This window comes from Vogesella sp. LIG4 (assembly GCF_900090205.1).
GTDB lineage: Bacteria > Pseudomonadota > Gammaproteobacteria > Burkholderiales > Chromobacteriaceae > Vogesella.
This window is the reverse complement of record NZ_LT607802.1, coordinates 1,996,725-2,008,742: the sequence shown is the minus strand read 5'-3', so window position 1 is coordinate 2,008,742 and position 12,018 is coordinate 1,996,725. Positions and strand designations below refer to the sequence as shown.

The window sequence follows — 12,018 nt, the reverse complement described above, 5'->3', positions numbered from 1 at the left end:
TACTCTCCTTGGCTGACAGGTATGTTATAAGTCAATTTGTTTGACCAATCTAACGTCAATTGACGCAAACGTCAATATGCAAACTCCACTCTCCAACACCCTGCTGCGCGACGCGATGAAAGCCTTCTTTCACGCCTATCTCGCCTTTACCGACAAGCCGGACGAAATGCTGGCCAAGCGTGGTCTGGCGCGCGTTCACCACCGCATCCTGTTCTTCGTGGCACTGCATCCGGCGCTGTCGGTGAAGGACCTGCTCGGCTACCTGGACGTGACCAAACAGGCCATCAACATCCCGCTGCGGCAGCTGATGGAAATGGGCCTGATCGTCGCCGGCACCGCCGCGCACGACAAGCGGGTGAAGGAGCTGCGCCTGACCGAGGAAGGCCGCAAGCTGGAAGAAGCGCTGCACCGCGAGCAGGCCAAGCTGCTGATGCAGGCCTTTGCCGAAGCCGGCGAGGACGCCACCCGCGGCTGGCTGGCGGTGAACCAGGCCATGGCACTGCACGCCATCGCGCCCTAGAAAGCATTGCGGCCAACCTTATGGGTTGGCCGTAAGCAACAGCAGTCCGGCTACAAGACGCTATTCAATGCGCTGATAGCGCACCTCCAGCACCTCAATCTCCTCCTCGCCCTGCGGGCCACGGAAGTACACGGTATCGCCCTCGCGCGACTTCAGCAGCGTGCGCGCAATCGGCGAAATCCAGCTGATATGCCCCTTGCCAAGGTCGATCTCGTCCACGCCGACAATCGATAGCAGCTGCTCGCTGCCATCGCCACGCAGGATCAGCACCGTGGCGGAGAAGAACACCTGGTCGGTGGCTTCGCGCAGCTCCGGGTCCACCACCTCGGCGATTTCCAGCCGCTTGGTGAGGAAGCGAATGCGGCGGTCGATCTCGCGCAGGCGGCGCTTGCCGTACAGGTAGTCGCCGTTTTCCGAGCGGTCGCCATTGCTGGCCGCCCAGTTCACCACCTGGGTCATGTGCGGGCGCTCTTCCTTCACCAGGTGATTCAGCTCCTGGCGCAGGCGGTGCCAGCCGGCCGGCGTGATGTAGTTCTTGCTGGCGCTTGGCAGGCGCTGCTCGACGGGCAGGTCGTCGTCCTGCTCGTCGTCGGATTCGCGGGTAAATGCCTTGCTCATGCTGCTTCCTTCCACACCACGGTCTGCCCGCGGTCTACAAACAAAACGCCCCCAGCTTCTATCGTAGCTGGGGGCGTGTAGTGTAACGCTTAGCGGGCGCGCTTGCCGCCGCGAGCCGGCAATTCCTGGCCGGTAGCCGACAAGCCGGCCCATTTCATTACCGCGGCCACTTCCGCCTCGTTCAGCTCGTAGTACTGGCCACGCTTCAGGCGCGGCGGCAGGCCGATGTTGCCGAAGCGCACGCGGATCAGGCGGCTGACGGTGAGGCCGAAGTGTTCGAACATGCGGCGCACTTCGCGATTGCGGCCTTCGCGGATCACCACGTTGTACCAGCGGTTGGCGCCGTCTTCCGCGCCGCCCTTCTCGCTGATGCGCTGGAACACCGCCGGGCCGTCTTCCAGTTCCACGCCCTTGGTCATCTCGGCCATCTGCTCGCGGGTCAGCTCGCCCAGCACGCGCACCGAGTATTCACGGTCGAACTCGAAGCTCGGGTGCATCATGCGGTTGGCCAGCTCGCCGCTGGTGGTGATCAGCAGCAGGCCGGAGGTGTTCACGTCCAGGCGGCCGATGGCCACCCAGCGGCTGGATTTGGCCTGCGGCAGGCGGTCGAACACGGTGACACGACCACCCGGGTCGTCACGGGTAACGATTTCGCCTTCCTGCTTGTGGTACATGATGACGCGCGGCAGGCGGTCGGCCCACTTGAGCTTGATGCTGTCGCCCTTCACCACCACGCGATCGCGCGGGCCTACCTTGTCGCCGATGCTGGCGCGTTTGCCATTGACGGTAACAAAGCCGGCTTCAATCCATTCTTCCATCTCGCGGCGCGAGCCCACGCCGGAGGCAGCCAGGGCCTTCTGCAGGCGTACCGGTTCGATATCGTCGTACTCGACGCGGGTCTCGCGCAGACGCAGCGAGCGGTCCACCACTTTCTGGTTGGGCGCGCGCAACGCCAGTTTCTTGGCACGCGGTACCTTGGCGTGCGGCTTGGCAGTGGCCGGCGCACCGCCGGGAGCACGTCGGGCTTCACCGAATTCGCGGCCGGGCTGTTCGCTGGCGGCAGCCGGCATGGCGGCATTCTTGTTGCCGAAGCGGCGTTCGTGCTGCAGCTGCGCCGGGGCGGTTTCGCCATCGGCACGGCGGCGTTTTGGGGCATGTTGCTGCGGCTGCTCGCGGCCAACGTTGGCCGCAGGCTTGGCACGCGGCGCGGCCGGGGCTGCCGGTGCATTCAGCGGGCTGAGTGCGCGCGGGCCACGCGGGGCCTGCGGTTTGCGGGACTGGCCGGATTCCTGGCCACGGACACGCGCCAGCGGCTGGCGCGAATTGTTGCGTTGTCCTTTAGACATAATGCTTATTGCTTCCTGATGTAGGGGGTGGCGCATGCCGGAAGGCGCTTAGCCTTCTTCTTCCACCCGGGGCGCCTCATCCACGAGGGGCTCTTCGTCGTCACTTGTCGCAGGCGTTTCCGCGATCACCAGCGTGGCCAGTTCCGCCAGCGGCGGCAGGTCGCGCAGGGTGGCAAAGCCCAGATCGTCGAGAAACTTGTGCGTGGTCGCATACAGACCGGGACGGCCGGGCACGTCCTTGTGCCCGATCACTTCGATCCAGCCCCGCTCCAGCAGGGTCTGCATCACACTGGTGGACACCGATACGCCACGTATGGCTTCGATGTCGCCGCGCGTTACCGGCTGTTTATAGGCAATGATGGCCAGCGTTTCCATCACCGCCCGCGAGTAACGCGGCGGTTTTTCCGGGGTCAGCCGGTTGAGGTAGGGGGTGAACTCGGCGCGGGCACGAAAGCGCCAGCCGGAGGCGAGCTTGACCAGCTCGATACCCCTGCCCTTCCAGGCCTGCTGTATCTCGTCCAGGATGTCGTTGATCAGCGCCGCCTTCACGTCCTCGGTGAACAGCTTTTTCAGCTGATGCACGGTCAGCGGCTCCTGCGCGGTAAGCAGCGCGGTTTCCAGCACGATCTTGAGGTAGGCGAGGTCGGTAATGGTGGACATGACAGCCCCGGTACGGGCACAGCAAAACGGAAGGCGCGGATTTTACACGATTTTTTGCCGGCCGGCCTGTGCGCCTCGAAAAGCCCCGGTTTCTAAGCGAGACAAGGCGTGAATGAAAAATGCCGACGCCGCATATGCGTGATATGTAAGGAGGCATTTTTCATGAGCAACGCAGTATCGCGACGAAAGCGGGCGCTTTGCGAGGCGCACAGATCAAGTGCGAGGAGCAAACATGATCACCAGCATGCCGGCCAGACACAGCGCCACGCCGCCAACATCCCACAAGGTTGGCCGCACGCCATCCACCCACCACAGCCACAGCAGCGCCACGCTGACATACACCCCGCCGTAGGCGGCGTAGATGCGGCCGGATGCATCCGGATGCAGGGTGAGCAGCCAGGCGAACAGTGCCAGGCTCGCTGCCGCCGGCAGCAGCAGCCAGGGCGTTCCACCCCGCTTCAGCCACAGCCACGGCAGGTAGCAGCCAAGGATTTCGGCGCAGGCGGTAATGGCGAACAGCAGCAAGGTACGCAGCATGTTCACACCAGCGCCAGCCGCACGTAGATCGGCTGGTAGGGCTCGTCCTGGCTGACGCGGATCATGCCCTCCTTCACCAGCTCCAGCACGGCGATGAAGTTCACCACCAGGTGCGCCACGCCCTTGTGGATGTCGAACAGCTCCTCGAACGCCACGTAATCGCGGCCATCGAGATAGCGCACGATCCAGCTCATCTGCTCGCGCACCGACAGCTCGTCCTTTTCCACCTTGTGGTGGCGGTTGTGCCTGGCGCGCGACAGGATGGCCAGCCAGGCCTGGCGCAGGTCCAGCGGGCTGACTTCCGGCAGCCGCTGCTCCGCCGACTGCTCCACCAGCACCGCCAGCCAGGCGAAATCGCGGTCGGCCTGCGGCAGCTTGTCCAGCTCCAGCGCCGCCAGCTTCATCTGCTCGTACTCCAGCAGCCGGCGCACCAGCTCGGCGCGCGGGTCGTCCGGGTCTTCCGCGCCGTCTTCCAGCGGCGGGCGCGGCAGCAGCAGCCGCGATTTGATCTCGATCAGCAGCGCCGCCATCAGCAGGTATTCCGCCGCCAGCTCCAGCCGCCCGCTGCGCATGGCGTCGATATAGCCCATGTACTGCGCGGTGACCTCGGCCATCGGGATGTTGAGCACGTCCAGGTTTTGCTTGCGGATCAGGTACAGCAGCAGGTCCAGCGGGCCTTCGAAGCTCTCCAGGATCACCTGCAGCGCATCCGGCGGAATGAACAGATCCTGCGGCACTTCCAGCACCGGCTGGCCGAATACGTGCGCAATCGGCACGCCGGCAGGCAGTTCGGGCGGAGTGAGCTGGAAGTCGGGATCGGTCATGGTGTTTCTGAGAAAAGGTTGGCCGCAGAAGAAGCGCCAATTGTACGAGATAGCACCGCTGCCCGATCCACTGTTTACCGCGCCATGGACTGGGCACACAAGTCCAAACAACGGTTAGCCGAACGAACCATCCCGCCGCAGTCAGCCCCAAGCTGCTTTCGATGGGGGACAGCATGCGCCGATACCATATCACTCTGGGAGCGCTCACCAGCGTTGGCGGTCGTGTGGTATCCGCCTCCCACATGATGACAATCGATGGCAGGAATATGGCCCTGGAAGGAGACAAGATCGCCTGCCCCGCCTGCCAGGGGCCGGGCAGCATCATCTGCACCGGGCCTCGCCACATGGAAACACTCAACGGCAGGCATGTCGCACTGGAAGGTGACCTGTGCGCCTGTGCCTGTGTGCCCCTGCCCAGGCTGCTCGCCAATCAGGATCGCCGCTGCCAGCAGCTGGAAAACGCCATGACCTTGCGGCCAACCCTCCCTGCCGCACGTGCCTTAATACCCGCCGCTACCGGAAGTCCACAATTCGACGAGCGCTTCAAACTGGTGGATGCGGAGTCCGGTCAGCCGCTGGTGGATCTTGCGTATGCTATCGAGCGCGAATCGGGGGAAATCGAACACGGGCGCACCGATGCCGACGGCTGCACGCACTTGTTGAGCGCCACGACCATGACCGAAAAAATCAGTCTGTATGTAGAGGGCTAGCATGGTACAGACCCTCACCAGCCCGAATAGCAAGACATTGCGCCTGGTCGCCAGCAGAAAAACCACCTTGCAGACTGATCAGGCTGCCAAACCTGTGCCGGTCAAGTTCGAAGAGGTGGAGATTCTCGTCAGTGATTCACGTCTGGCGTACTGGGGCTCTCAATTCGGCCACACCGCCATAGCGATTGATGGAACAGTGTATGGGCGAGCCCATCCGGCTTGGGACATAAGCAGCCGCGATGTCTATCTGCGCCGACAACGTGAAAAAATGCGAAGAGATACCTGGGGCTACGTACTGCGGGTATCGCCGCAGGAAAAGGCCATCATTCTGAAAGAAATAAAACACCGTGCAATGCGCAATGAGCCCTACTCGCTCAGTAGCAATAGTTGCTCATCCAATATTGCAGAGATATTCGATCTGGCTGGCATTCCGGTTCATGACCCGCGGTGGAACTTCGGCGCCATATCACCCGCCGACCTCATGACAGGCCTGGCGCACTCCCCCAGGCTGAAACTCAGGAAAACCTACCCAAAGCCATGAAAAAACTCGCCGCCCTTGCCGTGCTCCCTCTCATTGCCTGCTCAAAATTTCACGGAGAAACATGGACAGCAACGAAGGATATGCCGGCATTCGAACAGGCAAATGATGACTTGAGAAACCCGGTTTTCACCATCAAGCAGGGAGAGGCATGCACGCCGCTGGATGAGTCGGTACAGAAGGTCTATGCGTACACCAAAGTCAGGTGCAGCAACAAAGAAGGCTGGGTTGTGGACGACGCCTTTCAGAAATAGCAAAAGGGTTGCGGCCAACCCTGGCCACAACCCTTTCATGCACGACAGCTAGCAGATCGCTTAGTAACCCAGCCCCATCGCCTCGCGCACATCGTTCATGGTGGCGCGGGCCACTTTCTCGGCGCGGGCGTTGCCGTCGGCCAGGATGTCCAGCACCAGCTTGGGGTTGGTCAGGTATTTCTCGGCACGTTCGAACATCGGCTGCTGTTCGCGCACCACTGCGTCGATCACCGGCTGCTTGCAGTCCAGGCAACCGATACCGGCGCTGGTACAGCCGGCCTTCACCCATTCCTTGGTCTCGCCGCTGCTGTACACCTCGTGCAGCTGCCATACCGGGCACTTGGCCGGGTTGCCGGCGTCGGTGCGGCGCACGCGCGCCGGGTCGGTGGGCATGCCGCGAATCTTCTTGGACACCGCCTCCGGCGCTTCGCGCATGGTGATGGTGTTGTTGTAGGACTTGGACATCTTCTGACCGTCCAGGCCCGGCATCTTGGAAGCGGCGGTGAGCTTGGCCTCGCACTCCGGCAGGATGGTCTTGCCCTTGTTCTCCAGCCAGCCCATCAGCCGCTCGCGGTCGGCGGCGCCCAGGTTCTGGCTAGCAGCCAGAATCTCGTGCGCCTGCGCCAGTGCCTCGGCGTGGCCATCCTGCAGGTAGGCGGTGCGCAGCTGTTCGAACTGCTTGCCGGCCTTGCCGATCTTCTTCACCGCGGCTTTCGCCAGCTCCTCGAAATTCGGCTCGCGGCCGAACATGTGGTTGAAGCGGCGTGCCACTTCGCGGGTCAGCTCGATGTGCGGCACCTGGTCTTCGCCCACCGGCACCAGGCCGGCCTTGTAGATCAGGATGTCGGCGGCCTGCAGCAGCGGGTAGCCGAGGAAGCCGTAGGTGGTGAGGTCCTTGTGGCTGAGTTTTTCCAGCTGATCCTTGTAGGTGGGCACGCGCTCCAGCCAGCCCAGCGGGGTAACCATGGACAGCGCCAGGTGCAGTTCGGCGTGCTGCGCCACCTTGGACTGCACGAAGATGGTGGATTTTTCCGGGTCCACACCGGAGGCCAGCCAGTCGATCACCATTTCGTTGACGGATTTGCCGATGATGGACACATCGTCGAAATTGGTGGTCAGCGCATGCCAGTCGGCCACCATGAAGAAGCATTCATGGCTGTGCTGCAGTTCTACCCAGTTCTTGATCACGCCGTGGTAGTGGCCAAGGTGCAGGCTGCCGGTGGGGCGCATGCCGGAAAGGATACGGTTGGCAAACATGAAGAAGATTCCGCTTGATGGTTTGGCTCAGAGCATGCGCCCGAGCAGATTGAAAACAAGATTCATGAACGGCCGCAGGATGGGCGACAGGGTATTGGTCATCACCAGCGCCAGCAGTATCCACATGCCGTAGGGTTCCAGTTTGGAAAAGCTGTACGCCTGGCGCGGCGGCAGCAGGCTTTCCACGATGCGGCCGCCGTCCAGCGGCAGGATCGGCATCAGGTTGAGCACCATCAGCACCACGTTGATGCCGATGCCGGCCTGGCTCATCAGTGCCAGCGGCTCGCTGTAGCTGTTGTCCATCACGATGGCGAGCTTGAGCAGCAGCACCCACGCCACTGCCATCAGCAGGTTGGCCGCAGGGCCGGCGGCGGCCACCAGGCGCATGCCGCTGCGCGGTTTGCGCAGGTTGCCGAAGCGCACCGGCACCGGCTTGGCCCAGCCGAACATGAAGCCGCCCAGCACCAGGCTCAACAGCGGCAGCAGGATGGTGCCCACCGGGTCGATGTGGCGCATCGGGTTCAGCGATACGCGGCCCAGGCGCTCGGCAGTATCGTCGCCGCACAGCTTGGCCACGTAGCCGTGCGCCGCTTCGTGCAGGGTGATGGCGAACAGCACCGGCAGTGCGTACACCGAAATTTTCTGAATGATGTTGAGTTCGTCCAAGATCCGTTTCCTTTCACAGCCCGAGTATGGCCGGGTCGCCCTTGCCGCGGCGGATCAGTTCCACGCCGTCGGTCATGTCGATCACGGTGGTGGGCTCGGTACCGCACCAGCCACCATCGATCACCAGATCCACCAGATGTTCCAGCCGCTCGCGGATTTCATACGGGTCGGTCAGCGGCTCCTCGTCGCCCGGCAGCAGCAAGGTGCAGGACAGAATCGGCTCGCCCAGCTCTTCCAGCAGCGCCAGCGTTACCGCGTGCTCCGGCACCCGCAGGCCGATGGTGGCGCGCTTGGGGTGCAGGGTGCGCTTGGGCACCTCGCGGCTGGCTTCCAGGATGAAGGTGAAGCTGCCGGGGGTTGCCGCCTTCAGCTGGCGGAACTGCGCATTATCCACCCGGGCATAGGTGGCCAGCGACGACAGATCGGCGCACACCAGGGTGAGATGGTGCTTGAGGTCGATCTGGCGAATGGCCAGCATGCGCTCCATCGCCTTCTTGTCGCCCAGGTGGCAGCCCAGCGCGTAGCAGGAGTCGGTGGGGTACACCACCACGCCGCCATCGCGGATGATCTTGGCTGCCTCGCGAATCAGCCGCAGCTGCGGCGTTTCCGGGTGGATCATGAAAAACTGCGACATGTATCAGGCTCCGCTGGCCGGCGCGGCGGCCGGTTGATGAATGCGCGCGGCCAACTGCTCCCAGATCGGGCGACAGATCGGCGGCAGGTTCTCGGTGTAGCCGACGTCGCGGCCGCCCTCGCCCGGGGCGTGGAAATCGCTGCCGGCGCTGGCGTACAGGCCGAACTTCTGCGCCACCAGCGCGAACTTCAGCATGTCGTCCAGACTGTGGCTGCCGCTGGACACTTCAATGCCCTCGCCGCCGGCATCGCGGAATTCGGTCACCAGCCGTTCGATCAGCGTGCGGCCCATATCGTAGCGGCCGGGGTGGGCAATCACCGCCATGCCGCCGGCGCCCCGTATCCACGCCACCGCGTCGTGCAGGTCGGCCCAGCGGTGTTTCACGTAACCGGGCTTGCCCTGCGCCAGGTATTTGCGGAACACGCCTTTCACGTCCTTCACTACCCCGCTTTGCACCAGGAAGCGGGCAAAGTGGGTACGGCTGATCATCTCCGGGTTGGCCGCAAACTGCATGGCGCCGTCGAAGGCGCCCTCGATACCCACCTTTTCCAGCGCCGCCGCCATCAGCCGCGCGCGCTCGATGCGGCCTTCGCGGATGCTCTGCAGCCCGGCCACCAGCTCCGGGTTGGCCGGATCCACGCCCAGGCCGACGATGTGCACGGTATGGCGCTCTTCCCAGGTCACCGATACCTCCACCCCGGCCAGGAACGGCACGCCGCAGGCGGAAGCAGTGGCAGCCGCCTCGGCAAAGCCGGCGGTGCAGTCGTGGTCGGTCAGCGCCAGCAGCGTGGCGCCGCGCTCGGCGGCGCGGCGGATCACCTCGGCCGGCGGCAGGCCGCCGTCGGAAGCGGTGGAGTGAAAATGCAGATCTACGGTGGCCATGTCAGCCTTCCTGTCTTGTATGACGCACGGCCTCGCGCGCCTGCCAGTCGGCCAGCTTGCGGCGGTAGTCCTGTACCGCCGCGTTGTAGATGTCCCAGATGCAGGGGTCGCAGCCACTGCCGCAGCACATATCGTCGCTGGGCACTTCCGGCGCTTCCGGCATCGGGTCGAAGTCGTCGTCGCCGACGGGCAGCGGTTCGCTCACGCCGCTACCACGCTGATTTCGAAACCGTCGCCGCTTACCCGCTGGCCGGCGCGGATCTTGTTGGTCTTGCGCAGTTCCACCTGGCCGTCCACCAGCACATTGCCCTCGGCAATGAAGTGCTTGGCCTGGCCGCCGGTATCGCAGACGCCGCAGGTTTTCAGCAGATCGCACAGCGGAATGTAGTCACCCTGCAGGGTGTAGCTTTCTTTCATCACGGTTGTTCACACCTGTTTGCCGGCTGCGGCCAACGTTTTTCACAACGTCTTTTGACAGCCTTGTGAGCCGCTTGTGGACAAGACACACAAGCTGCTGATTCATCGATATTTTTTTCGACTGCCTAAAAAACAGGCAGGCGCTACGGGCTTTCCACATCCGGGCTGGACAGCCTTGTGAGCCGTCTGTGGACAAGTTGTCCAAGTCATTGAGACAGCGTAACAATCCGCCAGTTGCTCAAAAAACAGGCAATTGCGGCAGTAAAACCCGCAGCAACGGCCACACCGCCGCCACCCGCTGCTGCCGGTTGCCGCCTACCACGTGGTAATCCACAGCGGCGGCCTCCAGCGCGGCGTGATACAGCCCGAACAGCCACTCGCGCTGCGCCGGGTGGCTGCGCAGCGGGTCGTACTGCCACGGAATATCCGGCGCCGCCAGCAGCGTCAGCGCGTAATCCTGCGGCCGGTTCAGCTGCAGCAGCGCCTCCTCGGCCTCACCGAACGCCACCTCGGCCCAGATGCGGCAGGTCAGCGCCGTGCTGTCGCACAGCAACAGCGGTGCGGTAGCCGCCAGCGCGTCCTCCGCCGCCAGCTGGCCACGGGCGATCGCCAGCACGTCGGCCGGCGTCGGGCGGTATTCACGGCTGGCGTAGTAATCGCGGGCGTATTCCGCCACCAGCGCCGCCGCCACGCCATGCTGCTGCAAGGCAGCGGCCAGGTCGGCGGCCAGCGTGGTCTTGCCGCAGGACTCCGGGCCGACAATGGCAATGCGCAGACATTGAACAGACTCTGACATAGCCCGCCATTATAGCGTGCCGAACCCCCACCACGGCGCTTGTCCACAACAGAATGCAAAACGCCCACATCCTGTGGGAGCAAGGATGTGGGCGCGTTGTGGAAAAGCAGGCTAAGTCATTGAGCCAGCAGGCGGCAATCGCTGCTGATTATTTTTTGAGCAGCAGCCATTGGATTATCCCGCAGCTTTTTGCATAGTGCTGTGAGCCGCTTGTGGATAAACGCGGCAAGTACCTGATGCCGCAGGACAAACCCGCGCCTGCTTATTTTTTAATCAAACCAGGGTGATTTCACCCACCAGATCGCGCTCGAATGCGGCGCGAATCCCAGCTGTGGACAAACCCTGCGACAGCAGCAGCAGCAGCTTGGCCTGCGCTGCTTCCGGCGTCATGTCGCCGCCGCTTACCGCACCGGCCTGCGCCAGCGGCTGGCTGGCGGCATAGGCGCCCACTTCCACCGCGCCACGCGGGCATTGCGTCAGGTTCACCACCACGCAGCCGGCGGCGCTGGCTGCGCGAATGCCATCCAGCAGCGCCGGCTCTTCCGGGGTGTTGCCGTTGCCGTAGGAGAACAGCAGCGCACCATGCGGCACCTCTGCGGCCAACCAGCGGCCGAACGCCGCCGCCATGCCGCCAGGCAGCAGGAAGCCGCTGCGGATGTCCTGTTCCCGTGGCAGCACGGCGTGGAATTCGCCGCTGCCGCGACGCCACTGGCTGCGATACCAGTGCGCCTCGATGCCGAAGCGCGCCAGCGGCGCGGCGTTGGGGCTATCGAAGCCGGCAAAGCTGGTGGCATCCACCTTGCGTGCGCGGCAACCGCGCAGCAGCACATTATCGAAGGCGATGGCCACTTCATGCAGATCCGGCTGGCAGGCAGCCTCGATGGCCACGCCGACATTGCTCCAGCCATCGCTGCGCGGGTGCACCAGCGGCAACTGCGAGCCGGTGACGATCACTGGCTTTTGCAGGTTCTGCAGCGCAAAGGCCAGCACGCTGGCGGTGTAGGCCATGGTGTCGGTGCCGTGGATCACCACGAAGCCGTCGTACTGCTGATAAGCAGCGGCAATATCGGCCACCAGCTGGTGCCAGTGGCCGATGGTGATGGCGGAAGAGTCGATCAGCTGCGGGTACTCCACCACGTCCCAGCTCACGCCGTCGCGCGCCAGGCGCTCCAGCTGGCGCGGCAGGTAGCCGGATACCGGCGCCAGCCCCTGCGGGGTGTAGTCCATGCCGATGGTGCCACCGGTATACAGGATGAGCAGTTTGCTCATGCATATCTCCTTGCTTTGGGCACGGTAGCCACGAAACGGTACCGGCAAGCGGCGATGCGGTTTCGTGGTGATCGTGGCCCTGGATTGGAA

17 protein-coding genes are annotated in these 12,018 nt (G+C 63.6%); 4 read left to right on the top strand and 13 right to left on the bottom strand.

The window, feature by feature from the left end; genetic code table 11:
* Positions 1-76: 76 nt before the first annotated feature.
* A complete protein-coding gene (locus tag PSELUDRAFT_RS09475; RefSeq protein ID WP_088966612.1) occupies positions 77-520 on the top strand; it encodes a MarR family winged helix-turn-helix transcriptional regulator in 444 nt (147 codons plus the stop codon).
* 60 nt (positions 521-580) lie between these two features.
* Here PSELUDRAFT_RS09475 and greB read toward each other — a convergent pair whose 3' ends face one another.
* From greB to PSELUDRAFT_RS09450, 5 genes are all read right to left on the bottom strand, one after another.
* A complete protein-coding gene (gene greB, locus PSELUDRAFT_RS09470; RefSeq protein ID WP_088966611.1) occupies positions 581-1,138 on the bottom strand; it encodes a transcription elongation factor GreB in 558 nt (185 codons plus the stop codon).
* A gap of 89 nt (positions 1,139-1,227) precedes the next feature.
* Entirely contained in the window at positions 1,228-2,484 is a 1,257-nt protein-coding gene (locus tag PSELUDRAFT_RS09465; RefSeq protein ID WP_088966610.1) for a pseudouridine synthase, read from the bottom strand.
* A gap of 48 nt (positions 2,485-2,532) precedes the next feature.
* On the bottom strand, positions 2,533-3,144 hold the full coding sequence (gene scpB / locus PSELUDRAFT_RS09460; protein WP_088966609.1) for an SMC-Scp complex subunit ScpB: 612 nt from the start codon (positions 3,142-3,144) through the stop codon (positions 2,533-2,535).
* 213 nt (positions 3,145-3,357) lie between these two features.
* Positions 3,358-3,681 carry a YnfA family protein gene (locus tag PSELUDRAFT_RS09455; RefSeq protein ID WP_197693953.1) on the bottom strand — a complete coding sequence of 108 codons (324 nt, stop codon included), beginning with the start codon at positions 3,679-3,681 and terminating at the stop codon, positions 3,358-3,360.
* A 2-nt stretch (positions 3,682-3,683) separates the two neighbouring features.
* The gene (locus tag PSELUDRAFT_RS09450; protein ID WP_088966607.1) at positions 3,684-4,505 is read right to left on the bottom strand and encodes a ScpA family protein; all 822 of its coding nucleotides are present in this window, start codon (positions 4,503-4,505) and stop codon (positions 3,684-3,686) included.
* Between the two features lie 161 nt (positions 4,506-4,666).
* On the opposite strand from PSELUDRAFT_RS09450, the gene PSELUDRAFT_RS09445 reads away from it, so the two are divergent.
* Genes PSELUDRAFT_RS09445 through PSELUDRAFT_RS09435 form a run of 3 tightly spaced genes read left to right on the top strand, consistent with a single transcriptional unit; the run spans position 4,667 to position 6,007 of the window.
* On the top strand, positions 4,667-5,215 hold the full coding sequence (locus PSELUDRAFT_RS09445; RefSeq protein WP_369800101.1) for a PAAR domain-containing protein: 549 nt from the start codon (positions 4,667-4,669) through the stop codon (positions 5,213-5,215).
* Position 5,216: 1 nt separating this feature from the next.
* Complete coding sequence (locus PSELUDRAFT_RS09440; protein ID WP_088966606.1) at positions 5,217-5,756, top strand: DUF4105 domain-containing protein; 540 nt, start codon at positions 5,217-5,219, stop codon at positions 5,754-5,756.
* The gene (locus PSELUDRAFT_RS09435) at positions 5,753-6,007 is read left to right on the top strand and encodes a hypothetical protein (RefSeq protein WP_088966605.1); all 255 of its coding nucleotides are present in this window, start codon (positions 5,753-5,755) and stop codon (positions 6,005-6,007) included. Before PSELUDRAFT_RS09440 ends, PSELUDRAFT_RS09435 begins: the two co-directional genes overlap by 4 nt.
* Before the next feature lie 60 nt (positions 6,008-6,067).
* On the opposite strand, the gene PSELUDRAFT_RS09430 is transcribed toward PSELUDRAFT_RS09435, so the two are convergent.
* From PSELUDRAFT_RS09430 to PSELUDRAFT_RS09395, 8 genes are all read right to left on the bottom strand, one after another.
* Positions 6,068-7,264: a tryptophan--tRNA ligase gene (locus PSELUDRAFT_RS09430; RefSeq protein ID WP_088966604.1), complete on the bottom strand. Its 1,197-nt coding sequence runs from the start codon at positions 7,262-7,264 to the stop codon at positions 6,068-6,070.
* Between the two features lie 27 nt (positions 7,265-7,291).
* A complete protein-coding gene (locus tag PSELUDRAFT_RS09425) occupies positions 7,292-7,930 on the bottom strand; it encodes a site-2 protease family protein (RefSeq protein WP_088966603.1) in 639 nt (212 codons plus the stop codon).
* Positions 7,931-7,943: 13 nt separating this feature from the next.
* On the bottom strand, positions 7,944-8,564 hold the full coding sequence (locus tag PSELUDRAFT_RS09420) for an L-threonylcarbamoyladenylate synthase (RefSeq protein ID WP_088966602.1): 621 nt from the start codon (positions 8,562-8,564) through the stop codon (positions 7,944-7,946).
* Positions 8,565-8,567: 3 nt separating this feature from the next.
* Complete coding sequence (locus tag PSELUDRAFT_RS09415; RefSeq protein ID WP_088966601.1) at positions 8,568-9,446, bottom strand: 3',5'-nucleoside bisphosphate phosphatase; 879 nt, start codon at positions 9,444-9,446, stop codon at positions 8,568-8,570.
* Position 9,447: 1 nt separating this feature from the next.
* Entirely contained in the window at positions 9,448-9,651 is a 204-nt protein-coding gene (locus PSELUDRAFT_RS09410) for an oxidoreductase-like domain-containing protein (protein WP_231895349.1), read from the bottom strand.
* Positions 9,648-9,863 (bottom strand): RNA-binding S4 domain-containing protein, encoded by a 216-nt coding sequence (locus PSELUDRAFT_RS09405; RefSeq protein ID WP_088966600.1) that lies wholly within the window; start codon positions 9,861-9,863, stop codon positions 9,648-9,650. The genes PSELUDRAFT_RS09410 and PSELUDRAFT_RS09405 overlap by 4 nt, the downstream gene beginning before the upstream one ends.
* 238 nt (positions 9,864-10,101) lie before the next feature.
* Complete coding sequence (locus PSELUDRAFT_RS09400; RefSeq protein ID WP_088966599.1) at positions 10,102-10,659, bottom strand: AAA family ATPase; 558 nt, start codon at positions 10,657-10,659, stop codon at positions 10,102-10,104.
* 273 nt (positions 10,660-10,932) lie between these two features.
* Positions 10,933-11,928 carry an asparaginase gene (locus PSELUDRAFT_RS09395; protein WP_088966598.1) on the bottom strand — a complete coding sequence of 332 codons (996 nt, stop codon included), beginning with the start codon at positions 11,926-11,928 and terminating at the stop codon, positions 10,933-10,935.
* Positions 11,929-12,018 lie beyond the last annotated feature (90 nt).

Excerpts from the sequence above, each read along its gene's own strand:
- PSELUDRAFT_RS09455 (WP_197693953.1), bottom strand. The coding sequence starts at position 3,681 with ATGCTGCGTACCTTGCTGCTGTTCGCCATTACCGCCTGCGCCGAAATC.
- PSELUDRAFT_RS09440 (WP_088966606.1), top strand. The coding sequence starts at position 5,217 with ATGGTACAGACCCTCACCAGCCCGAATAGCAAGACATTGCGCCTGGTC.
- PSELUDRAFT_RS09445 (WP_369800101.1), top strand. The coding sequence starts at position 4,667 with ATGGGGGACAGCATGCGCCGATACCATATCACTCTGGGAGCGCTCACC.
- PSELUDRAFT_RS09450 (WP_088966607.1), bottom strand. The coding sequence starts at position 4,505 with ATGACCGATCCCGACTTCCAGCTCACTCCGCCCGAACTGCCTGCCGGC.
- PSELUDRAFT_RS09405 (WP_088966600.1), bottom strand. The coding sequence starts at position 9,863 with ATGAAAGAAAGCTACACCCTGCAGGGTGACTACATTCCGCTGTGCGAT.
- PSELUDRAFT_RS09430 (WP_088966604.1), bottom strand. The coding sequence starts at position 7,264 with ATGTTTGCCAACCGTATCCTTTCCGGCATGCGCCCCACCGGCAGCCTG.
- PSELUDRAFT_RS09435 (WP_088966605.1), top strand. The coding sequence starts at position 5,753 with ATGAAAAAACTCGCCGCCCTTGCCGTGCTCCCTCTCATTGCCTGCTCA.
- PSELUDRAFT_RS09420 (WP_088966602.1), bottom strand. The coding sequence starts at position 8,564 with ATGTCGCAGTTTTTCATGATCCACCCGGAAACGCCGCAGCTGCGGCTG.
- greB (WP_088966611.1), bottom strand. The coding sequence starts at position 1,138 with ATGAGCAAGGCATTTACCCGCGAATCCGACGACGAGCAGGACGACGAC.
- PSELUDRAFT_RS09395 (WP_088966598.1), bottom strand. The coding sequence starts at position 11,928 with ATGAGCAAACTGCTCATCCTGTATACCGGTGGCACCATCGGCATGGAC.
- PSELUDRAFT_RS09465 (WP_088966610.1), bottom strand. The coding sequence starts at position 2,484 with ATGTCTAAAGGACAACGCAACAATTCGCGCCAGCCGCTGGCGCGTGTC.
- scpB (WP_088966609.1), bottom strand. The coding sequence starts at position 3,144 with ATGTCCACCATTACCGACCTCGCCTACCTCAAGATCGTGCTGGAAACC.
- PSELUDRAFT_RS09415 (WP_088966601.1), bottom strand. The coding sequence starts at position 9,446 with ATGGCCACCGTAGATCTGCATTTTCACTCCACCGCTTCCGACGGCGGC.
- PSELUDRAFT_RS09400 (WP_088966599.1), bottom strand. The coding sequence starts at position 10,659 with ATGTCAGAGTCTGTTCAATGTCTGCGCATTGCCATTGTCGGCCCGGAG.
- PSELUDRAFT_RS09475 (WP_088966612.1), top strand. The coding sequence starts at position 77 with ATGCAAACTCCACTCTCCAACACCCTGCTGCGCGACGCGATGAAAGCC.